General features: G+C 46.3%; 16 protein-coding genes, 3 tRNA genes and 1 pseudogene. 16 read left to right on the top strand and 4 right to left on the bottom strand.

Features of this window, described 5'->3' with window-relative positions; translation table 11 throughout:
* Both CIK98_RS01530 and CIK98_RS01525 read left to right on the top strand, forming a co-directional pair.
* Complete coding sequence (locus CIK98_RS01530) at window positions 1–612, top strand: HAD family hydrolase (protein ID WP_094382529.1); 612 nt, start codon at window positions 1–3, stop codon at window positions 610–612.
* Complete coding sequence (locus CIK98_RS01525) at window positions 612–2,051, top strand: DUF6080 domain-containing protein (RefSeq protein WP_094382528.1); 1,440 nt, start codon at window positions 612–614, stop codon at window positions 2,049–2,051. The genes CIK98_RS01530 and CIK98_RS01525 overlap by 1 nt, the downstream gene beginning before the upstream one ends.
* Before the next feature lie 11 nt (window positions 2,052–2,062).
* Here CIK98_RS01525 and CIK98_RS01520 read toward each other — a convergent pair whose 3' ends face one another.
* Complete coding sequence (locus CIK98_RS01520; RefSeq protein ID WP_094382527.1) at window positions 2,063–2,731, bottom strand: SGNH/GDSL hydrolase family protein; 669 nt, start codon at window positions 2,729–2,731, stop codon at window positions 2,063–2,065.
* Window positions 2,732–3,529: 798 nt separating this feature from the next.
* Here CIK98_RS01520 and CIK98_RS01510 point away from each other — a divergent pair.
* Window positions 3,530–4,036 (top strand): HU family DNA-binding protein, encoded by a 507-nt coding sequence (locus CIK98_RS01510; RefSeq protein ID WP_094382525.1) that lies wholly within the window; start codon window positions 3,530–3,532, stop codon window positions 4,034–4,036.
* Between the two features lie 165 nt (window positions 4,037–4,201).
* Window positions 4,202–4,330, top strand: a complete 129-nt coding sequence (locus CIK98_RS17865) for a smalltalk protein (RefSeq protein WP_172409775.1) — start codon at window positions 4,202–4,204, stop codon at window positions 4,328–4,330.
* A 1-nt stretch (window position 4,331) separates the two neighbouring features.
* On the opposite strand, the gene CIK98_RS01505 is transcribed toward CIK98_RS17865, so the two are convergent.
* The 3 genes from CIK98_RS01505 to CIK98_RS01495 are packed head-to-tail and all read right to left on the bottom strand — an operon-like array spanning window position 4,332 to window position 9,651.
* Complete coding sequence (locus tag CIK98_RS01505; protein WP_172409774.1) at window positions 4,332–7,898, bottom strand: DUF5112 domain-containing protein; 3,567 nt, start codon at window positions 7,896–7,898, stop codon at window positions 4,332–4,334.
* 20 nt (window positions 7,899–7,918) lie between these two features.
* Window positions 7,919–8,587: a bifunctional 4-hydroxy-2-oxoglutarate aldolase/2-dehydro-3-deoxy-phosphogluconate aldolase gene (locus tag CIK98_RS01500; protein ID WP_094382523.1), complete on the bottom strand. Its 669-nt coding sequence runs from the start codon at window positions 8,585–8,587 to the stop codon at window positions 7,919–7,921.
* 38 nt (window positions 8,588–8,625) lie between these two features.
* Window positions 8,626–9,651, bottom strand: a complete 1,026-nt coding sequence (locus CIK98_RS01495) for a sugar kinase (RefSeq protein WP_094382522.1) — start codon at window positions 9,649–9,651, stop codon at window positions 8,626–8,628.
* Window positions 9,652–9,848: 197 nt separating this feature from the next.
* Here CIK98_RS01495 and CIK98_RS01490 point away from each other — a divergent pair, with 197 nt between their 5' ends.
* The 12 genes and pseudogenes from CIK98_RS01490 (at window position 9,849) to rho (ending at window position 23,651) form a co-directional block, all read left to right on the top strand.
* Window positions 9,849–10,916, top strand: a complete 1,068-nt coding sequence (locus CIK98_RS01490; RefSeq protein ID WP_094382521.1) for a substrate-binding domain-containing protein — start codon at window positions 9,849–9,851, stop codon at window positions 10,914–10,916.
* A gap of 46 nt (window positions 10,917–10,962) precedes the next feature.
* Entirely contained in the window at window positions 10,963–12,456 is a 1,494-nt protein-coding gene (locus CIK98_RS01485) for a UxaA family hydrolase (RefSeq protein ID WP_094382520.1), read from the top strand.
* Between the two features lie 19 nt (window positions 12,457–12,475).
* Window positions 12,476–13,753, top strand: coding sequence for a Na+/H+ antiporter NhaC family protein (locus CIK98_RS01480; protein ID WP_094382519.1), 1,278 nt, complete (start codon window positions 12,476–12,478; stop codon window positions 13,751–13,753).
* Between the two features lie 10 nt (window positions 13,754–13,763).
* A complete protein-coding gene (locus tag CIK98_RS01475; protein WP_094382518.1) occupies window positions 13,764–14,873 on the top strand; it encodes a nucleotidyltransferase family protein in 1,110 nt (369 codons plus the stop codon).
* Window positions 14,874–15,004: 131 nt separating this feature from the next.
* Window positions 15,005–15,077 (top strand) — tRNA-Lys (locus CIK98_RS01470).
* 26 nt (window positions 15,078–15,103) lie between these two features.
* Window positions 15,104–15,176: transfer RNA gene (locus CIK98_RS01465), tRNA-Lys, on the top strand.
* Between the two features lie 22 nt (window positions 15,177–15,198).
* Window positions 15,199–15,271 (top strand) — tRNA-Lys (locus CIK98_RS01460).
* 113 nt (window positions 15,272–15,384) lie between these two features.
* The gene (lon, locus tag CIK98_RS01455; RefSeq protein ID WP_094382517.1) at window positions 15,385–17,847 is read left to right on the top strand and encodes an endopeptidase La; all 2,463 of its coding nucleotides are present in this window, start codon (window positions 15,385–15,387) and stop codon (window positions 17,845–17,847) included.
* A gap of 27 nt (window positions 17,848–17,874) precedes the next feature.
* Window positions 17,875–19,002 carry a tRNA guanosine(34) transglycosylase Tgt gene (gene tgt, locus CIK98_RS01450; protein WP_094382670.1) on the top strand — a complete coding sequence of 376 codons (1,128 nt, stop codon included), beginning with the start codon at window positions 17,875–17,877 and terminating at the stop codon, window positions 19,000–19,002.
* Between the two features lie 12 nt (window positions 19,003–19,014).
* The gene (locus CIK98_RS01445) at window positions 19,015–20,217 is read left to right on the top strand and encodes an LptF/LptG family permease (protein ID WP_094382516.1); all 1,203 of its coding nucleotides are present in this window, start codon (window positions 19,015–19,017) and stop codon (window positions 20,215–20,217) included.
* A pseudogene (locus CIK98_RS01440) lies at window positions 20,217–21,491 on the top strand (DEAD/DEAH box helicase); the annotation flags it as partial. The gene CIK98_RS01445 and the pseudogene CIK98_RS01440, both read left to right, overlap by 1 nt.
* 165 nt (window positions 21,492–21,656) lie before the next feature.
* A complete protein-coding gene (gene rho / locus CIK98_RS01435) occupies window positions 21,657–23,651 on the top strand; it encodes a transcription termination factor Rho (protein ID WP_094382514.1) in 1,995 nt (664 codons plus the stop codon).
* Window positions 23,652–23,727 lie beyond the last annotated feature (76 nt).

Here is a 23,727-nt window from a genome sequence, read left to right as displayed (position 1 = left end):
ATGAAAACAATATACGCATTCGATTTCGACGGCACCATAACCAAGAGCGACACTCTTTTAGGGTTCATCGGTTTCGTGTTTGGCAAACCGCGCATGACCCTTGGCTTTCTTCTGAACCTGCCGTGGCTGGTGCTTATGAAACTTGGCCTCTACGACAACGGCAAGACAAAGCAAAGGGTGTTCTCCCATTTCTTCAAAGGCATGACTACAGACGAGTTCAACAGCCATTGCAAAAGGTTTGCGGAGAGCCATAAAGGCATCATACGCAGCGAGATGAACGACTTGATATACAAGCTGACAGAAGAGCGTGCTGACATTATTGTGGTCAGTGCAAGCATAGTAAACTGGGTTCAGCCATTCTTCAACACCGAAAACGTTTGTGTCATAGGCACAGAGGCAGAGGTGAATGAAGGATGTCTCACAGGACGTTTCTCCACGCCAAACTGCTACGGGCATGAGAAAGTAAGGCGTCTGATCGACATCCGTCCAGACTTGGACCGCTATCATATAGTGGCTTATGGAGACAGTCGTGGCGACCGCGAACTCCTATCCATCGCCAATGTAGCATACTATAAAGGCAAAGCTATCAACTCTCAACAAGCATCAGACTAATGATTAAAGAATTTCTAAAGACATTCCGCATAAAACGCGAGGAAGTTGTTCCATCGCTCGTGGCACTCGCCCTGTTTGTCACCATCAACATAATGGCGGTGAGCAAGTACTTCCACGTGTTCAGCCTTACAGGCAAAGCCGTATGGAAACAATTCGTATGGAACTTCCAGGTTTCAGGCTTCGACCCTATCACCTATACCGTTCTGACCATTTGGGACGCCTCATACGACCCATACCGCCATCCTCTCTTGGCGTTCTTCCTTTATCCATTCCATCTGCTGAACGAAGGACTGACTGCCATAACGGGCATGAACCTTGTACAAGTGGTGGTGATGATTCCGCTCGTGTTTTTCGCCTACTATAGTTTCATATTCATTTACCGCATTTGTCGCGAGGTAGTGGGTGTTAGCCGTGCCGACGCCACACTGTTAGCCTATATGCTGTTTTCCTTCGCCTACGTCCTGCTCACATTCGTCGTTCCCGACCATTTCGGTCCCTCGATGTTCATGCTCCTGATGACCATCTACGTGAGCGGCAAGTGCATGCAGCGAGGCCGTCGGCTTAACATCCGCCAAACATGGCTTTTGTTTCTTTTCACGGCGGGCACTACGCTAAGCAATGGCATTAAGGTTTATATAGACGCACTGTTTGTCAACGGTCGTCGCCTGTTTCGTGTCAAGTACATACTTCTTGCCATCGTTCTCCCTTGTGCCTTAATCTGGGGTTTCGCCTCGTGGGAGCATGCCACATTCACCGTTCCACGTGAGGCAAAGGCCAAGGCAAAGATGATTGCAAAGGGAGAAAAGGAAAGTGCGAAAATGCTCGCCACCTTCCGCGATACGACACACATTAAGGACAGCGTGCTGATGATGAAGGCCTTCGACCGCAAGATGCGAATAATGAGACACGAGAAATGGCTCGAAAACCAGAAGAAGCCCGGAAATGCCAACAAGGGAGAGCCTATGGACAAGGAGGGATTCCTGCGCTGGACCGACATCAGCACCCCGCGATGGGAATCGGCAGTAGAAAACATCTTCGGCGAGTCCATACAGCTCCACACGCGCTACCTGCTTCACGACACCCTGCGCAATCGCCCGATAATAGTCACCTACGACCATTGGGTTCCCTACGCCTTGGAAGTCCTCGTGGTACTTCTGTTTGTTGCCGGATTCATTAGCGGCCTACGCTCGCGGTTTTTCCTTATGGTAGCCACCGGCGTTGCCTTCGACGCATTCATTCATGTAGTCTTGGGCTTCGGCTTAAACGAGGCATACATCATGACAGGCCACTGGATATTCATCATTCCCATCTCCATCGCCTGTCTCATGCGCAAGCTGGAGGGCCGTTGGCTCATGGCGGTAAGGGCAGCCACACTCTTCCTCACCATCTCATTCTATATCACCAATCTTGCACTCATTGCCGACTACTTCTGTAGATAAAACAATAATTCCTATTGTGATAGCATTTCCTTGGTGAACCATTCCATTCCTACGGGCAGGAAGAGGTTGTGTCCCTCGTCGTTAAGATGGGCAGTGTCTTTCGGACCTTGGAAATATTTCTTGCGGAAGTCCTCGTCGCGCACTTTTATTACAGAGCTCTTGGAATAGTTGTCAAGCACCGGGATCTTGTTTTTGCGACACACTTGCCTGATGGTCTTGCACACTTGTCCAAACCCGGGATGGTCGCAATACCAAGGGGTGACATATCCTATTTTTGCACGAGGACATTGTTTCTTCACATTCGTTATCAGCAGTTGGAGCGAGTCTCTGAACATCAGCAGCGAATCCTTGTTGTCCTTCACCTTGAAGGCATCGTTGTGACCGCCAATTATGACTACATAGTCTGCGGCAGAATCCATCAGTCCCGCCCTGGCATACATCGCGGGCCCAAAGTTATATTTTCCGTCGTGGGTGCGGTCGAAAGCCACACAGCCTCCGTTGCGTCCGTAGTTGTTGTAGGCAAATCCCAGCCGTTGCGCCATCTTATAGTGCCACGTCTCCTCCACCGGCCGTTTATGGTTCCGCACGTATGAGTCGCCGATGACATTAATAATTTTGGTCTGAGAATTAGCCATCGACACGATTGCCAACAGCAGCATGACAAGTAAATTTCTTTTCATTGTTCAACGTTCTTTTTTATTGTGAGGAGTTCATCATATTGTATGAAAAACCGCTGCAAATATAGTGAAAATACACAAAATACCCAACCTTGTGTAACACAACCTTGTGTATTTTGTGTATTTTTAACGAGAGGATAGACCGACAACTCGGATAGAGGTTTGTATAGCTTTATAGTGTTTGCCATATAATGTTTCAGTTATCTACTCTGCAAAAGTAGGAAAAAAAATTGTTACCACCAAACTTTTAAGGAAGAAATGTGTTTTTTTGTTTCAACATGGTGTTTTCACTACGATTAAGGCATGGAAGGGAGCAATGGGTTTATGCCATTTTTATGCCATTTATGCCAGCTATTATGCCATTAAGGATTTTTTGATATGCACATTGTTTGTGTAAATTATTTTTATCTTATATTATATATATTATATTATATATATATAATATAATATATATAATATAAGATAAGTATTATTAAGAATTCTCTCTACACTTCAACTTTTTCTTAATGGCATAATAGCTGGCATAATGGCATGAAATCTTGGCTGTTTTTTGCGAGTCAATTACCGCACATAATTTTCCCAATACATTACTCCCTTCAGAGCAATAAACACATGAAGACAAACATAAAGTTAAACGACCGAAATATGACTAAAAAAAGGCCGCGAAAGTTAAGTAATGTTAACAGAATAAACTTTTTTCGAGTATTTCTTGCAAGTTACAAATTTTATTTGTACCTTTGCAACGTGTAAGAAAAATTGAGAGAATAAAAAACATAATGTTTAACTAAAAAATTCAATTCTATGATTAAAATCAAAGCGCAAGAGCGAAAGCTCATGGTAGGACCAAAGGCGGGTACCTACATGTATCAAATGACTCCGGAGACTTACTCCACTCTCACGGAAGAGAAAGTGATTGAGGAGGCTTCTCTTCGATCGGGCATCCAAAAGGGTGCACTCAAGGCGGCTTACGACGCCATCGGACATACCATCAAGGCATGGGGAACGGAGGGACACTCGGTTGTGGTGCCGGGACTCGGTACGATGCGATTCGCGGTGAACTCAAAGGCCGTGGAGGACGTGAACTTGGTGGCTTCGAGCCTCATCACCACCCGAAAGATTATCTTCACCCCGTCGGTAGACGTGAAGAAGGCGCTCAAGGAGGCTGCCATCAGCATCACCTGCTACGACCGCAACGGAAACGTGGTGAAGCGTGTGAACTCCGGCGACTCGGGAGAGATTGAGGACCCTGAGAACCCTGGTAGCGGCGGTGAGGACGCCAGCGGCGGCGGCGATGACCTCGGGCAGTAACCCTACAGGGGAATTAAAAAATTAAAAAATTAAAAAAGCTGCGCCACAACTATCCGCTACAGAGGCGGGGGGGTGAGGTAGAGGTGAGGCAGTTCATTTCTCCACCCTCTACCTTCCACCCTCTTCCATCCAAAAAAAATTATTAACTTTAAAACATTTACAACTATGAGTACAACTAATAAATCGAACACTTGGAAGCTGATACTTCAGCTGATTGTAGCGGCACTGTCTGCTATAGCGACCACGCTCGGCGTGACCTCATGCATGGGAGAGTTCATCCCGCCCTCCTATTAAGCTAACCCTTGTAAATATGCGCCTCGTGGTACATACCCGCCCCTATGACCCTCGGAAGCATAAACCTTATTTCGGCCGATTCGTCATTATTATTGAGAGCCTCTATTCCACAGGCGCGGCGACTGGTGGCTTCTGAGTGTTCTCTCATGATTTGACGACAAAGCAGATAGGGGATGCTTAGCTCGGTAATATCGGTGAACACTTTGTTGAGGTCTACTGGATGAGACAGGGATTGCAATCGGATGATGAAAAGTGCATAGCCTGAATTCGTGACGTTCACTTCTACTTGTTTGATGCCGCCAGCTGAGAGACTCTCTACCACATGTAGCAGGCGGAGAATGAGATACTCGTTGCAGATTACAACGGCGGTGGTATCGCCTGTGACTTGGTAGTCTTGCAGCAGCTGCGACACTGGAGTGTGACGCATGGCAAACGATGTGGTGCGAATCTGACTTGCTGCCTGACTGCAGAGCATGGAGTAGACATTCTTGTAATATTCAACTACTTCGAGCGTGTCGCCCATCTGACAGGCACAAGTCTCTCGCTCCATCATTTGTTTTATGCGACCTGGATAATACATCGTTTCGTGTTTGAGTGTAGAGAGACAGTTGTCGAGTATGGAGTTGCTGACGTAGAGGTTGTTGCTCTCGTATTCTGTCTTGTTCAGCCGGTCGGTGGCTTGCTCTATGAGTTCTTCCTTGTCTTTTCTCACTTCCAATGCTTCTGCGAGTGTGCGGCGTATGATGTCGACTACTTCAGCAAGCTGCTGCGGCAAGTCGCTGCCTGCCAGTTTTTCAGCCTGTTTAAGCTTTGCTTCCAACGACGACGGCGAGTTAAGCTCTGCATACAGGCCTGATATGAGTTCTTCGCAATAGCGGAAGTAGAGCCGGTGGCGATAGTAGAGCATATAGTAGGCGGGTGGTATGGCGAGCAACAACATCACGAGGAATATTATAGCCACGGTTTTGTTGGTCTGCGATGTTCTCATCTTGGCGCAATAGTCGGCTATGGTGTTGTCGGCTGAGAGCAGGTTGTAGAGCTTGGTGAAGGCGGTGTTGTTGTAGCGGTAGAGCTCCCATTCGTGCAGTGCAAGCGCGGCTACTGCTGTCTCGTTTCGTATGTCAACTATCACGGTGAAGTCGATGGAGAGTGTGTCAGATAGCCAGCGTGTGTCGGCAATGTCGAGGGTGTTGTCGGAGATTTTCTTTAGCAGGTCTTTGCCGTTGGGTCGCAGTTGGAGATAGCGCTGGTTGAGATGATATAGACATGAGTCGGCATATTCGAGTGTCTTACGGTATTGTCCGTCGATATTTGCGTAGTAGGCACTGTCAGCAAAGCTGGCTGCAAGCCGGGAGTGGTCGACTTGCATGTTGGTCGACATGTCTGCACGGTCAGCCGTAGCATATATAAGCATACTTGGCAGGGCAAGGGCAAAGAGAGCCGCAAGGGTTTTTGCCACACCTTTGGGCAGGCGGAAGAAGAAGCGCGAGCCCCTACCCTTTTGGCTCTCTACGCCTATTGTGGCACAAGCAAAGCGGCTACTGGTCTTGCGGTATTTTTCTATTATGCCTCGGCAGTTCATCAGTCCGAAGCCATGGCCATTGCTTACTTTCCTATCAAACACGGAAGCCATTTCGCTCTCGGTCAGTCCGCATCCGGTGTCGCTTACCGACACCTCTACGCATCCGTTATCTTCTTTAGCGCTCACCTCTACCCTTCCGCCTTCAGGTGTGAACTTACGTGCGTTGTCAGCCAATGTGTTTATCATGAAAAGCGTGAGTATGCGGTCGGCTTTGAGTGTGGCCGATGTGGGTCTGACCACCAGGTCTACACCCTTGGCGGCAAAGGTGTTCTTGTTTTTGGAGATGATGTCGAAGAGTTCTTGAAGTCGGAAGCTTACGGGCTTGAGCGAGAGTTGTCCTTCGGTGAGTTTTATCCATCGGGTCAGCGTGTCGTTAGTCTGGTTTATCTTGTTGATGAGTTCGGCTATGTATTCTTTTCTGAACTCCACGACGCTGTCATCCTCTTTTCTGGAGTGAAGCATCCTGACTTCGTTGATTATTCTGTCGATAAGTGGTAAGAGGCTTATGGCAAGTGATATGCGTGCTCTTTGTTCAATATTTCGTTCAGAGTTTTTTTCGAGTGTAGAATTCACCACAGCCATTTTTTCCGTTATCTCTTCGTAACGTTCTTCAGTCTCTTTGTTCTTGTCTTTGTTTCTCTTGCTCCATTGTTGCAGGGGATCAAGCAGGCGGCGGTTTTCTTCGGTTTTGTTTCGTTTTTGGTATAGACGGTTAAACCACCACAGCATGGTGATAATCAGGATGATGGTGGCCACGACGATGGCGAGCAGCAAGTTAAGTTGGTGTTCGGACTTTCTGAGCATATCGGCTCGTGACTCAAACATCCGGTCTTGTCGGGTGTCGTCCTGTATGTCGAGATAGATGTTTCGGCTATAGTCGCTCGACACTTTGTCGTCGATGGCAGAGAAAGCTACGCTCATCTGTTCCCTTACGCTTGCCACTAGTGCTGGAGCCTTGTTTACGATGGTATCGGCGAGTGCGGCATAAAGATGGTCGAGTGCATACTGGTAGTTGCCTGCCTGCATATATGCTGAAGCCAGTGTACGGTGAGCGCCTGCTATCTGGTATTTGTCGCCGTATTTTTTGAAGAGGTCGAGTTCTTGTATAGCCAGTTGTCTTGCCACGATGCTGTCGGGGAGGTTTTCGGGATTAATCAGTTTCATGGCAGCCGGATTGTTTCCGACGAGTTGTCTTCTGCCGATGGTGTCGAGCAGATGTTCGGAGATGGCACCGAGGGCGTTAGCCTCGAAGTATACATTTCCTGTTTTTCTTGCCGTTATGTAGCATTCTACAAGTAGTTCAAACTCTTGTTGTCTTATATCTTCGGGAGATTTTTTTCTGAGTATACCGCCTGATCCGATGTTGTAGATATAGTTAAGGTATTGTGCCGTATCTGAGGCGATAATGCTTTTGTTGATGCGTTCGATGGCATTTGCCGAGTGTTTATGTTGACCTATATAATAGTAATAGGTAGACACGACAATTTCCATTTCGCTTTCGGCATACACCATGCGTTTAGTGAGATGTGGGGTGAGAGCCGAAGGTTCTTCCATAATTCTTCTGCGACGCGAGATGGCCTTTTCGCGAAAGTCGTAGAAGAGTCTGTTAGCCGACATTCTTTGGCACAGTCGCATCATCTGTATGTCAGCCACGAGCAGTTCCACCTGGTTGGTGGTATGAGTGGCCACTGTCATGAGTAAGCTGTCGGCTTTTTCGTATTCCATATTTGCGATAAAGACAAAAGCCATATTGTTTAAGGCTTCAGCTTTTCCGTCGCTATAGTTTTGTGAATTGTCGTAAGCCTTTTTGGCGTAAAAGAATGTTGAGTCGAGGTTTTTGTATCGGAAGGCATAGGCAGTCTCATTCAGTTTGTCGATATATTGCGTATGTGGATTGTTATTGTCACGACAAGCTGAAAGCGACAAGAGGCACAGCACACCGAAAAGGAATGTGCCAATGCCTCTTGAAATATTTTTCTTATGCACGTTGTTATGCATGCCGACCATTAAGCGCGGGCTTTGGCGATGTATCCTAAGGCCTCACGGCATTTGTCGGTGACAGCTTGCCAGTTGCCAGCAGCCACGACATCTTTCGGGAAGAGCTTAGATCCCATACCCACACAGAACACACCGGCCTTTATCCATGAGGTCAGGTTTTCTTCGTCGGGTGACACACCACCGGTGACCATCAGCTTCGACCATGGCATAGGAGCCATGAGTCCCTTGACGAGTTTTGTTCCGAGTACATCGCCTGGGAATATCTTGCAGAGGTCGCATCCTGTTTCTTGTGCTGCCCCTACTTCAGACACACTGCCGCAGCCAGGTGTGTAAGGAACGAGTCGGCGGTTGCAGATTTTTGAAATCTCGGGATTAAACAGCGGTCCTACCACGAAGCAGGCTCCGAGCTGAATGTAGAGAGCTGCGGTGGCGGGGTCTACTACAGAACCTACTCCCAATGCCATTTCCGGACATTCCACAGCAGCGAATTTCACTACTTCCTCAAACACTTCGTGGGCGAAGTCGCCTCTGTTAGTGAACTCAAACGCACGGACACCGCCGTCGTAACATGCCTTTACCACCTTCTTTGCCACTTCGGCATCTTTGTGGTAGAATACGGGCACCATGCCAGTCTCGCCCATTTTTGCGAGTACTGCTATCTTGTCAAATCTTGCCATTTTTCTTTATCTGTTAATATATTGTAGGGAGAGGAGTCTTATCTCTGAACTCGTCCTGAAGCGTCGCCGCCAGCGAGGGCCTCTACTTCCTCGCGGCTCACCATGTTGAAGTCGCCAGGGATGGTATGCTTGAGTGCTGATGCAGCCACGGCAAACTCCAAGGCCTTGCCCTGATTGTCGGGATAAGTGAGGAGACCGTGGATAAGACCACCGGAGAATGAGTCGCCACCGCCTACACGGTCGATGATAGGCATGATGTCGTAGTGCTTGCTCTGATAGAACTCCTTGCCGTTGTAGATGAGAGCCTTCCAACCGTTGTGGGTGGCAGAGAGCGATTCGCGGAGTGTGGAAACGACATACTTGAATCCGAATGTCTCCATCATGCCTTTGAAGATGCCGTAATATCCCTCGGCATCGGTCTTTCCGCCCTCAACGTCGGCCTCAGGCTTGAAGCCAAGACAGAGCTGCGCATCTTCCTCGTTGCCAATGCATACGTCAACATACTTCATGAGAGGCTTCATGATGCTCTGAGCCTTCTCTGAAGTCCAAAGCTTCTTGCGGAAGTTCAGGTCTACAGACACAGTCACTCCGTGACGCTTGGCAGCCTCGCAAGCCAGACGTGTGAGCTCTGCTGCCTTGTCGCTGATGGCAGGTGTGATACCGCTCCAGTGGAACCAGTCGGCACCTTCCATAATCTTGTCGAAATCAAAGTCGCTGGCGTCGGCCTCGGCGATAGAGCTGCCCGCACGGTCGTAAATCACCTTTGAAGGACGCATGGAAGCACCTGTCTCAAGATAATAGATACCTACGCGGTTTCCACCACGGGCTATAAACTCGGTGTTGACACCAAACTTGCGCAGTGCGTTGACTGCACACTGGCCAATCTCATGCTTTGGAAGTTTAGACACGAAATAGGCATCGTGGCCATAATTGGCACAACTAACCGCTACGTTAGCTTCACCGCCTCCATATACTACGTCAAAGTACTCACTCTGAACGAATCTTTTCTGTCCTGGTGAAGACAGACGGAGCATTATTTCTCCTAATGTTACTACTTTAGCCATTTCTTTTCTTTTTTGCTAATTTTGTTGTTGTAGATTACTTTATTATTGTTTGTGAGCGCAAAAATAGTACAATTTTCTGAAACTACGAAAAAAAAACGGCAAAATCTTCACATTTTTGCAAAATATTGCACTGTGCATTCGCACAATTCAAGAAAATATGGTAATTTTGCACAATCTTTTAAGCATTAATCAAAATAATGACTACAGAAAAAATCAGAATAAAGGACGTTGCAGAGCTTGCTGGTGTGTCGGTAGGCACTGTGGATCGTGTGCTCCACAATCGCCCAAACGTTTCGGAAGACGCAAGGAAGAAAGTGGAAAAGGCATTGAAGGATATGGACTATCACCCGAATGTCTATGCCAGTGCCTTGGCTTATAACAAAAAATACACTTTCTGTTGTATCATGCCGAAACATGTCTCGGAAGCTTACTGGGAGGAAATTGAAGAGGGGGCTATGGCTGCAAGAGACAAAAGGAGGGATTTTCACGTAAATGTGAAGATGTACTACTACAGACGATACGATATCGACACTTTTGTAAAGGTCACTGAACAATGTTTAAAGGACAAGCCTGACGGGGTGGTCGTGGTGCCTGCAAGACTGCAGGAGACGCAAATCTTCACCGACAGGCTACATGCCGCCTCTATACCATTCATACTGCTTGACTCATATATGCCAGACCTGCGCCCACTGTCGTTTTTCGGACAAGACTCGTTCTGCAGCGGATATTTTGCAGGAAGAATGCTTATGCTTATCGCTAAAGGGCAAAAGCAGATAATGCTTATGAAACAGATGAAAAACGGAAACGTGGCCAGCAAGCAGCAGGAAAACAGGGAAACTGGATTCAGACACTACATGCACGACCATTTCCCCGATATAAATATAATAGAGGTGAACTTGCCACTCGACGTGGAAAGAGAAAAGTATGACGACATACTCGAAGAATACTTCACTACACACCCGGACACATACAACTGCATAACGTTTAACTCAAAGGCACACATCGTGGGGGATTTCCTGTTGAGAACAAACAGAAGAGATGTGCAGATAATGGGATATGACATGGTGGAGAAAAACGCAAACTGCCTGAAGCTGGGTTCTATTTCGTTTCTGATTGCCCAGCACGGATATATGCAGGGATACTCTTGTATAGAAACTCTTTTTGAGGCTATTGTGCTGAAAAAAAAGGTGAACCCCGTAAACTATGTGCCAATAGAACTGCTGACAAGGGAAAACGTGGAATTCTACAGGAGAACGCAATTGTGACTTATGATACAATCGATTATATTTAACTCGTAAAAATAAAACTACAATGGAAAAAACTTATCTAAAAATCAACAAGGCTGACTCGGTGGTGGTTTGTCTGCAACCGATGAAAAAAGGCGAGACAATCGAAACTGACGGAAAAAGCGTAACACTGCTACAAGACACTCCTGCAGGACACAAGGTTCTCTTGAATGACGTTAAGGCCGGGGAAGACATCATCAAGTATGGATACCCGATAGGACATGCAAAGCAAGACCTAAAAGCTGGAGAATGGGTGAACGAAAACAATCTGAAGACTAACCTCTCTGGAACTCTTTCATACACCTACCAGCCCGTGGACAACAAACTCGACATTGCAGACGAGAAACGTACTTTCATGGGATATAGACGCAAAAACGGTGATGTGGGTACAAGAAACGAGATATGGATTGTGCCCACCGTGGGATGCGTCAACGGCATAGCTGAAAGACTGGCCGCACAACTTAGAACTGAGACTGGATGCGAAGGCATAGACTCTGTATACGCCTGGCACCACAACTACGGATGTTCACAGCTTAGCGGTGACCACGAAAATACAAGAAACATACTTCGCGACATTGTATTACACCCAAACGCAGGAGCTGTGCTCGTAGTGGGGCTAGGATGTGAAAACAACCAGCCAGAACTCTTTGAACAACTGCTCGGTGACTACGACCATGACCGCATAAAATTTCTTGTCACACAGAAAGTAGAAGGCGACGAGGTGGAAGCCGGAATGGACATACTTCGCCATCTCTACTCCATAGCACGCGAAGACAGGCGTGAACCTCTGCCGGTAAGCAATCTGCGCATTGGCCTGAAATGTGGCGGAAGCGATGGATTCAGCGGCATCACTGCCAATCCGCTCGTTGGCGAGTTCAGCGACTGGCTCGTGGCACAGGGTGGCACTACCATACTCACCGAGGTGCCTGAGATGTTTGGAGCCGAAACCATACTCATGAACCGCTGTAAGACTCCAGAACTGTTTGAACAGACTGTCGACATGGTAAACAGTTTTAAGGAGTACTTCCTCAGCCACGGAGAACCAGTAGGCGAGAACCCGTCGCCTGGCAATAAGGCTGGAGGAATATCTACACTTGAAGACAAAGCCCTCGGATGCACACAGAAGTGCGGCAAGGCAATGGTGAGCGGTGTGCTGAAATATGGCGAGAGACTCCAGAACAACGGTCTGAACCTGCTCTCTGCCCCAGGCAACGACCTTGTGGCTTCCACGGCGCTCGCATCGGCAGGATGCCATATCGTACTCTTCACCACAGGCCGCGGAACGCCATTCGGCACCTTCGTTCCAACAATGAAGATAGCCACCAACCCCACACTCGCATCACGAAAGCCAAACTGGATAGACTTCAGTGCCGGACAACTCGTGGAGGGAAAGACCATGGACCAGCTCCTTCCCGAATTCATCGACAAGATCATAGCAGTGGCAAGTGGCGAAAAAGCCCGTAACGAGATCAACGACTATCGTGAAATATCGATATTCAAAAACGGAGTAACGCTCTAGAAACATTATTTTTTGAAAATTGAAAAAGAAGGGAATCATAGCTATAAGCCCGCTCATTGTGTTTGTGTTCCTCTATCTTGTCACTTCTATTGTGGCAGGAGACTTTTATAAGGTACCGATAACAGTGGCATTCATGATAGCCTCCATCTATGCAGTGGTCATAGGTGGAGGCATTCCACTTTCACGACGAATAGACATCTTCAGCCGTGGGGCAAGCACCTCAAACATGATGCTCATGATATGGATATTCATACTTGCAGGAGCATTCGCCAACACAGCGAAGGTCATGGGGTGTGTGGATGCAACCATAAACCTTACACTCACCTTGCTCCCGGCAAACATGCTTCTTGCCGGATTGTTTCTTGCGGCTTGTTTCATATCGCTGTCAATAGGCACCAGCGTCGGAACTATCGTCGCACTTACTCCAATAGCGGCAGGCTCGGCAGAATCGCTCGGAATGAGCGTGCCAATGATGACTGCCGTGATTGTCGGAGGGTCGTTCTTCGGCGATAACCTCTCGTTCATCCCCGACACCACCATTACCGCCACAAGCACACAGGGATGCAAGTTGAGCGACAAGTTTCGGGTGAACGCCTTTCTTGCTTTCCCCGCAGCCTTTTTAGTACTTTGCCTCTACGCTTTCATGGGCAGCGGGATAACCTCCGACTACAACCCACAAAACATCGACATTATAAAGGTAATGCCTTATATCATAGTGCTGCTGACAGCATTGTTCGGTATGAACGTGACAGCTGTACTTACATTAGGCATCATTCTGACAGGAGTGATTGGCATGTGCTCTGGATGCTTTGACGTTTACGGATGGTTTAAGGCCATGGGCGACGGCATCATAGGTATGGGAGAACTCGTGATTGTGACCATGATGGCCGCAGGCATGCTTGAACTGATAAAAGAACGCGGAGGAATAGACTTCATCATAAAGGTGCTTACAAGACACGTAAACGGGAAACGGGGTGCAGAACTGTGCATCGCCACTCTCGTGGCTGTGGTGAATGTCTGTACGGCAAACAATACCGTGGCAATACTTACCGTTGGACAGCTGTCGAAGAAAATAGGCGACAGATTTGGAGTTGACAACCGTAAGTGCGCCAGCATACTCGACACAATGTCGTGTTGTGTGCAAGGGGTAATACCCTATGGAGCACAGCTGCTCATGGCGGCCGGGCTTGCAGAGATCAACCCCATCAGCATCATGCCTTATCTATACTATCCGCTCACAATAGGTATTATAACAATACTTGCCATACTTCTCCGATATCCTCGAAGATATTCATAATTATTACACCATGGAACTGACAGAAAGAAACTTCATACGACTGCTATGCTGCGGCATATTCGGCTCAGACGACACAATAGAGCCCATGTCTTACTGGAAGTGGCAACGATTGTTTCGGATGTCGCTAAATCATGGTGTATCAGCTCTCGTTTACGACGGAATAGAGAATCACAACGGCGACTTCGGAATGAACATTCCTGACGATATCAGGGACTCATGGAAGACGAACGTAAAGGAGATTGAACAATTCAGCCGTAATACTACAGGAAGTACTGCAAACCTGATAAGGCAGTTTCAGAAAGACCAACTGCGTCCTATTATACTCAAGGGTGCTTCGATGGCTACCCTCTACCCCACTCCTGAACATCGCACCGGAGGCGACTGCGACATACTGTTCCTGTATGAACCACAGGCGGCAAAGGCCGACGAATGGGTCAGGGCAAACGCTTCGCGAGTGGAACAAAAAGACAACTATACGCTCGCATATCTTTGGGACGGTATGATGGTGGAAAACCACAGGCAGATGTCGAGACTGACAAACATCTGGCTAAACCGCCGCCTTCAGAATATAATTGATAAGGAGACAAGATGCTGCGACTCTACCTACGTGTATATCGGCGACATTCGAGTGGAAACGCCATCACCTACACTCAGCCTGCTAATGGAACTGGTGAGAATAGCGCGATATATAGTGAACGACGGCTTGAAACTGAAACAGCTCGTAGACTTAGGAGTCATGCTCAGAACCATAGGGGCAAAGGTGGACTTCGTGAAGTTGCAAAACTGGATAGACATGCTTCACATGCAAAAAATCACAACCATGGAGGGAACGCTGCTAATGACACTATTCGACTTCACTGACGACGAGCTGCCATTCTTCAATCCACGCCTATCGTCAGACGCCACCATGCCAACCACCGACCTGCTCACCTTTAATGGCAAGACACCCAACGAATGGTATTTCACCCAAGGCACCGACATCTTTGTAAGTTCAAGAAATCCAAAAGCACTGATGTGGCATATTAGCCGCGCAGCACGCTATTTCCGTTACTACCCATTAGAAGTGACCACAAGCTTCATTCATAGTTTCTCGCATTCTTTGTCGCATATTGAGGAGTGAGCAGAGTGGAGAAAGGGGGAAGATAAATGGAAAATGACAAAAATAATGGAAACAAATAAAAAAAATAGGAGAAAAGTTTGGTGGATAGGAAAAAAGTTAGTACCTTTGCACCCGCAAAACTGAAAGGTGACGCGCTTGTAGCTCAGTTGGTAGAGCACCTGACTCTTAATCAGGGTGTCCAGGGTTCGAGCCCCTGCAGGCGTACATTAAACAGCAAGATCCTTTCGAATGCGCTTGTAGCTCAGTTGGTAGAGCACCTGACTCTTAATCAGGGTGTCCAGGGTTCGAGCCCCTGCAGGCGTACATCAAACAAAAACATTACGGAGCGCTTGTAGCTCAGTTGGTAGAGCACCTGACTCTTAATCAGGGTGTCCAGGGTTCGAGCCCCTGCAGGCGTACTAATCACGATGTGATGGCTGCATCCGATGGTGATGTCAGCCATCTGTTCGTTTTTTAGGGATTTACACAATTCCTTTATACCTTTATTAAGAATCAATACATTAATAAAAGAATGGATTACAACAATAACGACAATTCTTTTTCAATGATAACAGACATCGACGGCGACTTTTCTGACTTGAATAACGCTGAGATGCCACAAACGGTGCCTTTGCTCGTGACAAGAAACTTAGTGCTGTTTCCGGGCATCGTGACGTCTATCATCATTGCAAGGTCCAAAAGTGTAAAACTGATAAAAAAATGTGAACACACTCATGAAATCATCGGTGTGGCTCCACAATATGACTCCTATATCGAAAATCCTACAAGACAAGACATTTTCGACTTCGGTGTCTATGCGAGAATCGTGAAGGTGTTCGAATTGCCAGGAGGAAATCTTAGCGCTATCATTCAGGGACTTGGAAGACTTCGTATCAACGACATTGTTAACGAGAACCCTTACCTTATAGCCAACGTGAACAATGCTCCCGAAACAATAGAATACTCCAAAGACAAAGAGTTTAGTGCTGCCGTTGACGACCTTAGGAAGAGAACCGTAAAATATATACGTCTGAACGAGGATATTCCTGACGAGGCATTGTTCTCCGTCAGCAACATGAAAAATAATATCATTTTCATCAACCACCTCTGCACCAGCATGCCATTTGACTTCAACATCAAAATGGAGTTTTTAAGAGAGGACTCTCTCAAGGAAAGATTGTTTGGACTAATGCGCATTATCGGTAAAGAGCTGAAACTTCAGGAACTGAAACGTGACATCCTGCAGAAAACACGTGATGACATCGACGCACAACAGAGGAATTACTTCATAAAACAACAGATAAAAAATCTGCAGGCGGAAATGAACGAAGGTAGTCATTCTGATGACTACATAACACTCATGGAAAAGATTTCAAACAAAAATCTACCAGAGAACGTTGAAAACATCTTTTTGAAAGAAGCTGACAAACTCGAACAGATGAGTCCGCAAACGCCTGACTACAACGTGCAACTAAACTACCTTGAAACGGTGGCTTCTTTGCCTTGGGGAGTTTATACCAACGACGACCATAACCTCACAAGGGCAAAGAAAGTGCTTGACAAGGCGCATTATGGCATGGAAAAGGTGAAGGAACGAATACTGGAATACATTGCTGTGCTCTGTCTGCGCAACGACCTGAAATCGCCCATCCTCTGCCTGTATGGACCTCCTGGCGTGGGAAAGACAAGTCTCGGCAAAAGCATTGCTGACTCACTCAAAAGAAAATATGTGAGAATTTCACTCGGTGGACTTCATGACGAGTCAGAGATAAGAGGACACAGACGTACGTATATCGGAGCAATGCCAGGAAGGATAATCAAAAGTCTGCAAAAAGCTGAAACGTCCAACCCCGTCATCATTCTTGACGAAATAGACAAGGTGACACAAAACACCATCAATGGAGACCCAGCATCAGCATTGCTTGAAGTGCTCGACCCCGAACAGAACAACACCTTCCACGACAACTATCTCGACATGGATTTCGACCTCTCTAAAGTGTTGTTCATAGCCACAGCCAATGACCTCAACACCATACCACGTCCGCTGCTCGACAGAATGGAGATAATAGAGGTGTCGGGATATATCACCGAAGAGAAATATGAAATTGCAAAACGACACCTCATACCAAAAGAGATTGAGGCATGCGGACTAAAACGCAATGGCAAAATCACATTTACCAAACCTGCCATAGAAAGCGTAATAGAGCAATACACCCGAGAAAGCGGAGTGAGACAGCTCGACAAAATGATAAACAAAGCATTGAGAAAAATGGCATTAAAGTATGCCACAGACGGTGTGATGCCTGCAAAGGTGACTCCATCAGAACTTGAAGACTTGCTCGGCAAGCCTCCTTACTACCGTGACATATATCAGGGCAATGCATATGCTGGAGTGGTGACTGGATTGGCTTGGACAAGTGTCGGCGGGGAAATCCTCTTCATTGAAACAAGCCTAAGCAAGGGCAAAGGCTCAAAACTAACACTCACAGGAAATCTCGGAGACGTAATGAAGGAGTCGGCTATGCTGGCACTGGAATATGTAAAGGCTCATGCCGACAGCCTAAAGATTGACTACCGCATTTTCGACTGTTATAACATACACATTCATGTGCCGGAGGGAGCTACTCCAAAAGACGGCCCGTCGGCTGGTATAACCATCGCAACTTCCATAGCCTCAGCACTGACACAAAGAAAGGTAAGAGAAAAAGTGGCGATGACTGGAGAGATAACTCTCAGAGGAAAGGTGCTGCCCGTAGGGGGAATAAAGGAAAAAATACTCGCGGCAAAAAGAGCTGGCATAAAACATATCATGCTCTGTCAAGACAACAAAAAAGACGTTGAGGAAATACCTGAGAAATATCTCGAGGGAGTGACTTTCCATTTCGTGGAAGACGTGAAGGACGTATGGGACTTTGCTTTGACAAACGTGAAAGTTGACAATCCGCAAGAATTTGAAATCTTCGATACTACAGACGACGAGAAAAAGTCAGAATAAATGATTGAAGTAACAGAAAAAAAGCAAATGAAATTTGAATTACAACATACCGACCCGAATTCTGACGCAAGGGCTGGACTTATCACCACTGCCCACGGACAGATAGAGACTCCGATATTCATGCCCGTTGGTACTTGCGGAAGCGTGAAGGGGGTGCATTTCGAGGAATTGAAAAAACAGGTGAAAGCCCAGATTATTCTCGGAAACACCTATCACCTATATCTCAGACCTGGACTTGACATAATCAAAAGGGCTGGAGGTTTACATAAGTTTAACGGATGGGACCGCCCGATACTTACCGACTCTGGAGGATTCCAGGTGTTCTCTCTCACCGGAATAAGAAAACTCAAAGAGGAAGGATGTGAATTCAGATCTCATATTGATGGGTCGAAACATTTCTTCACACCTGAAAACGTAATCGACACTCAACGTGTGATAGGGGCTGACATCATGATGGCATTCGACGAATGTCCGCCGGGCGATAGCGACTATCAATATGCGAAAAAAAGCCTGGCTCTCACACAAAGATGGCTCGACAGGTGTATAAAACAGTTTGACAATACCAAACCACTCTATGGATATGAGCAGACTCTCTTCCCTATCGTACAGGGATGCACATTCAAAGACCTTAGGCAAGACGCTGCAAAACATGTGGCTGACAAAGGGGCTGACGGTAATGCCATAGGCGGACTCGCTGTCGGTGAACCTACGGAGGTGATGTACGAGATGATTGAAGTGGTGAACGAAATACTGCCAAAAGACAAACCGCGATACCTCATGGGAGTGGGTACTCCACAAAACCTTCTCGAAGCCATAGAACGCGGAGTGGACATGTTCGATTGCGTCATGCCTACAAGAAACGGACGTAACGCCATGCTTTTCACCTACAATGGTACCATCAACATACGCAACAAAAAATGGGAAGACGACTTCTCGCCCATCGACCCCGACGGATGCGACGTAGACCTCGTCTATACCAAGGCTTATCTCCATCACCTTTTCAAGGCACAGGAACTGCTGGCTCTGCAGATTGCAAGCATCCACAATCTCGCATTCTATCTGCGACTCGTGGGAGATGCCCGCAGACATATCGTGGCAGGAGACTTCACACATTGGAAAAAAACGGTGGTGGATAATTTAGGTAAACGTATATAATAGCTTGATGACATGAAAGTTATAAAAAACAAGAGATTATGGTTGAAGCTTAGGAAGACTGCAAGGGCCATCAAAAAAGTGATTAGCCCAGTTGCAAGTGTGATGGCTTTTTTCAATCCCTTCAGGTACATCAAGAGGATGGACCGGTATATTATTGGCAAGTTTATCGGTACTTACATCTATTCAATTATTCTCATCATCTCTATTTCCATAGTGTTTGACGTAAATGAGAATCTTGCCAAGTTCACAACCAATCATGCTCCGCTGCGTGCCATAGTGTTTGACTATTATGCCAACTTCGTACCGTATTTTGCAAACCTGTTCAGTCCGCTATTCGTATTCATTGCTGTAATATTCTTCACGTCAAAGTTAGCCGGCAATTCTGAAATCATAGCAATGCTGGCTTGCGGCATGAGTTTTAAAAGACTTCTCAGACCATATATGATTTCGGCAGCCCTCATTTCCATACTAAATTTCACCTTAGGAGCTTACGTGATACCAAAGGGCACCGTAATAAGACACGATTTCGAGTCGCTCTACAAAAACAACAAGAAGAAAACATCGGCTTCTAACGTACAACTGCAGGTAGGCAAGGGAGTGATAGCATACATACAACAATACGACGACGTGTCTAAAACCGGCTACGGATTCTCGCTCGACAAGTTTGAGAATAAAAAACTCGTAAGCCACATGACTGCCAACGTGATAAAATATGACACAATATCCGACAACAGGTATCAGTGGCGTGCCGTAAACTACAAAATACGCACGTTGAAAGGCATGAGAGAGCAAATAAAAACAGGAGCCGAGATTGATACGATGATAATGATGGAACCCATGGACCTCGTGTTCAGTAAAGGACAGCAGGAAACATTCACCAGTCCGGAACTACTGCGTTACATATCAAAACAGAAAGACAGGGGGTCGAGCAACGTCGTACAGTACGAAGTGGAATATCACAAGCGAATAGCTTCTTGTTTCGCATCTTTTATACTTACCATCATCGGAGCCAGCCTCTCTGCAAGGAAACGAAAAGGTGGAATGGGACTCTACCTTGGCATAGGAATGGCACTGAGTTTCTCATACATCTTGCTACAGACCGTAAGTTCTACATTCGCCATAAATGCTGACACACCACCAGTACTGGCAGCATGGATACCAAACTTGCTATATTTCGCAATTGCATATTATTGTTACAAGAAAGCACCAAACTAATGAAATTTGAAGATACATATCTTAACGACAACATCCTTGACGCGTTGTATGACATGAGATTCGAAGAATGCACTCCGATTCAGGAAAGATGCATACCAGAGATTCTCAACTACCACGACCTCATAGGCATAGCACAGACTGGCACAGGAAAGACTGCCGCCTACTTGCTTCCAATACTCAGCATGCTTGACGATGGAGGCTACCCCAAAGATGCCATCAACTGTATTATCATGTCGCCCACAAGAGAACTGGCTCAACAGATAGACCAAGCCATGCAGGGATTCGGATACTATCTTAACGATACCAGCAGCGTGGCTGTTTATGGAGGTAACGACGGAACAAGATACGACCAGGAAATGAAAAGCCTCAGACTCGGAGCGGATGTGGTGATTGCTACACCAGGGCGACTGCTCAGTCATATCAAAATGGGAAACGTTGACCTTAGTAAAGTAAGTTTCTTTGTGCTTGACGAAGCAGACCGAATGCTCGACATGGGATTTAGCGACGACATTATGCAAATAGAAAAACTGCTTCCCAAAGATAGACAGACAATAATGTTCTCGGCCACCATGCCAAAAAAAATACAACAACTGGCAAAATCAATACTACACAACCCCGTAGAGGTGAAAATAGCCGTAAGTAAGCCAGCTGAAAAAATCAGACAGATGGCTTACGTTTGCCACGACCAACAAAAAGAGGGAATAATAAGACATCTGTTTAAAGACAACAAAATGAAACGGGTGATACTTTTTTCCGGAAAAAAAGACAAGGTAAAGGAAATCACAAGACAACTACAAAAAATGGGGGTCAACTGCTGCCAAATGCATAGCGACCTCACACAACAGGAACGAGACAATGTTATGCTTGAGTTTAAAGCAGGACAAAAAGACGTGCTTGTGGCTACAGACATCGTGGCTCGCGGCATTGACATTGACGATATACAGATGGTCATCAACTATGATGTGCCGAGGGATTGCGAAGACTACGTACACAGAATAGGCAGAACGGCTCGTGCCGACCGCGACGGCGAGGCTATAACAATAGTAAACGAAAACGACATGTATCGATTCGGGCTAATTGAGCAGTTTATTGGGAAAAACATAGAAAAACTTAAAATACCCGAAGAACTCGGTGATGCTCCCGATTATAATCCTGTAAGGCATCACAAACCAAGAAAAAACGGTAAGCCTAAGGAAAAAAGCAATAAAAATATGACAAGGAAGAAAAAAACACACTCAAAGAAACAAAAAGATAAGCCTCAAAAGAAAAAAAATGAAGAATAAATTTGCAAGTTTCGTTTTTTTTACCTAACTTTGCAGAGGTTTTTGATATGAAGGGAAAAACAACGTCTTATGACTTGTTTTCATAGTTACATAACAACAACCAATTTCCATTTTACAGACATTTAGAAAAAAAACATATACACAATATTAATATATATGTATACAAAAGAAGAATTAGAATCAATGGACAATGCCCAATTGGTGGGCATAGCCAACAGCCTTGGAGTAAAAGTGTCACAAAACGACGAAAAAGAATCTGTCATATACGCTATACTCGACAAAGCTGCGGAAGACTCGGCGGCTAACAACACCGAGACACCAAAAAGAAAAAGAACACGTATCGCCAAAAAAGAAAAAGACAAGGTATATACCGTGAACGGTATTGAAGGTGAAAATTATGACGTCCCAAAAGGAATGACAAAAGACGTCAAACAACAACTTTTCAACGACGAACCGGCGGTTGAGACTGAGGAAAAAGCTACAGAGACAAAAACTCCTAAGAAAAGAGGAAGAAAATCTAAAGCAGAAAAAGCTGCTCTTGAAGCAGCAAAACAGGCTGAAGAGGCTGGACTGATTGATCCTCAACCTCAGGATGAAACTCAGACTAATGACGAAACGGCTCCTCAAACACAAGACGACATCGTAGATACAACGGTCAATAACGAGGAAAACGTTGACAACGTTGAAGACAACAATGTCAGCGTGCCTGAGGCTAACCTTGATAACAACAATACGGAAGAGGTGGACAACTCTACCATAGAATTGCTGAAAGAGCAACTTAACCACAACAACGATTCCGACAATAACACCCCCGAGACAGAAGCTCCGACGGAAGACGAAGTATGGGAAGGCGACCCTGCTGACGGCACTGACTTTATCGTGGTTTATGACCTGCCAATAGAAGACTATGAGGCAATACCACAACTTGACATGTTCGACCGACCACTCATGCAGCAGGAAACAATAAATTCGGAACCTCAGGATATTAACCCAATAGACGATTGCCAACAAGAGGAAGAACAATTCGACTTTGCCGACATCGTCAGTGGTAACGGAGTATTGGAAATCATTACAGACGGATACGGATTTTTACGATCAAGCGATTATAACTACTTGTCATCACCAGACGACATCTATGTTTCACCACAGCAAATAAAGAAATACGGACTAAAGACCGGAGATGTCGTTGACTGCCAAGTGCGTCCTCCACACGAAAATGAAAAATATTTCGCCCTTAGCACCGTAAACAAGATTAACGGACGCAACCCATCGGAAGTGCGCGACAGAGTGTCGTTCGAACATCTCACCCCACTCTTCCCAGAAGAAAAGTTCAACCTCTGTGGCGACCGAGCTACCACAAATCCAAGCACACGCATAGTAGACCTCTTCTCTCCCATAGGAAAAGGACAGCGTGCCCTTATCGTAGCACAGCCTAAGACTGGTAAGACTATTCTCATGAAAGATATCGCAAATGCCATTGCTGCAAACCACCCTGAGGCTTACCTGATGATGTTGCTCATCGACGAACGCCCTGAGGAGGTTACAGACATGAGCCGTACCGTTAATGCAGAGGTAATAGCTTCCACTTTTGACGAACCGGCAGACAGACATGTGAAAATTGCGGGCATCGTGCTCGAAAAAGCAAAGAGAATGGTTGAATGTGGACATGACGTGGTCATTTTCCTCGACTCTATCACACGTTTGGCAAGAGCATACAATACTGTAAGTCCTGCAAGCGGAAAAGTGCTTACAGGTGGTGTCGACGCCAACGCCTTGCAAAAACCCAAGCGTTTCTTCGGTGCGGCCCGTAACATCGAGAATGGTGGTTCGCTCACCATCATAGCAACGGCTCTTATCGATACCGGCTCAAAAATGGACGAAGTCATATTCGAGGAATTCAAAGGTACCGGTAACATGGAACTTCAGCTCGACCGCATGCTCAGCAACAAGCGCATCTTCCCAGCTGTCAACCTCGTACAATCAAGCACAAGACGCGACGACCTGCTACACGATGCCGCTACTCTTAAGCGACTGTGGATAATGAGAAACTTCCTCAGCGAAATGAACCCTATAGAGGCTATGAACACCGTTAGGGAGAGACTGCTAAGAACAAGAAACAACGAAGAATTTCTCCTGTCAATGAACGATTGATAACAATACGAGACTCTACACACACAATATTCACTATTGTCGACTGTAGAGTCTCGTGTCATAAACTCTTATTTTC

The sequence above is a fragment of the Prevotella sp. P2-180 genome (genome assembly GCF_002251435.1).
Classification (GTDB): domain Bacteria; phylum Bacteroidota; class Bacteroidia; order Bacteroidales; family Bacteroidaceae; genus Prevotella.
Note: the sequence above shows the minus strand (reverse complement) of the source record. Positions and strands in the feature narration are given on the sequence as shown.

What these genes read in the sequence shown, in the direction of transcription:
- CIK98_RS01445 (WP_094382516.1), top strand. Translation starts at nt 19,015, where the DNA reads ATGAAAGTTATAAAAAACAAGAGATTATGGTTGAAGCTTAGGAAGACT.
- CIK98_RS01500 (WP_094382523.1), bottom strand. Translation starts at nt 8,587, where the DNA reads ATGGCAAGATTTGACAAGATAGCAGTACTCGCAAAAATGGGCGAGACT.
- CIK98_RS01525 (WP_094382528.1), top strand. Translation starts at nt 612, where the DNA reads ATGATTAAAGAATTTCTAAAGACATTCCGCATAAAACGCGAGGAAGTT.
- CIK98_RS01475 (WP_094382518.1), top strand. Translation starts at nt 13,764, where the DNA reads ATGGAACTGACAGAAAGAAACTTCATACGACTGCTATGCTGCGGCATA.
- CIK98_RS01520 (WP_094382527.1), bottom strand. Translation starts at nt 2,731, where the DNA reads ATGAAAAGAAATTTACTTGTCATGCTGCTGTTGGCAATCGTGTCGATG.
- rho (WP_094382514.1), top strand. Translation starts at nt 21,657, where the DNA reads ATGTATACAAAAGAAGAATTAGAATCAATGGACAATGCCCAATTGGTG.
- CIK98_RS01495 (WP_094382522.1), bottom strand. Translation starts at nt 9,651, where the DNA reads ATGGCTAAAGTAGTAACATTAGGAGAAATAATGCTCCGTCTGTCTTCA.
- tgt (WP_094382670.1), top strand. Translation starts at nt 17,875, where the DNA reads ATGAAATTTGAATTACAACATACCGACCCGAATTCTGACGCAAGGGCT.
- CIK98_RS01530 (WP_094382529.1), top strand. Translation starts at nt 1, where the DNA reads ATGAAAACAATATACGCATTCGATTTCGACGGCACCATAACCAAGAGC.
- CIK98_RS01485 (WP_094382520.1), top strand. Translation starts at nt 10,963, where the DNA reads ATGGAAAAAACTTATCTAAAAATCAACAAGGCTGACTCGGTGGTGGTT.
- CIK98_RS17865 (WP_172409775.1), top strand. Translation starts at nt 4,202, where the DNA reads ATGAGTACAACTAATAAATCGAACACTTGGAAGCTGATACTTCAGCTG.
- CIK98_RS01510 (WP_094382525.1), top strand. Translation starts at nt 3,530, where the DNA reads ATGATTAAAATCAAAGCGCAAGAGCGAAAGCTCATGGTAGGACCAAAG.
- lon (WP_094382517.1), top strand. Translation starts at nt 15,385, where the DNA reads ATGGATTACAACAATAACGACAATTCTTTTTCAATGATAACAGACATC.
- CIK98_RS01490 (WP_094382521.1), top strand. Translation starts at nt 9,849, where the DNA reads ATGACTACAGAAAAAATCAGAATAAAGGACGTTGCAGAGCTTGCTGGT.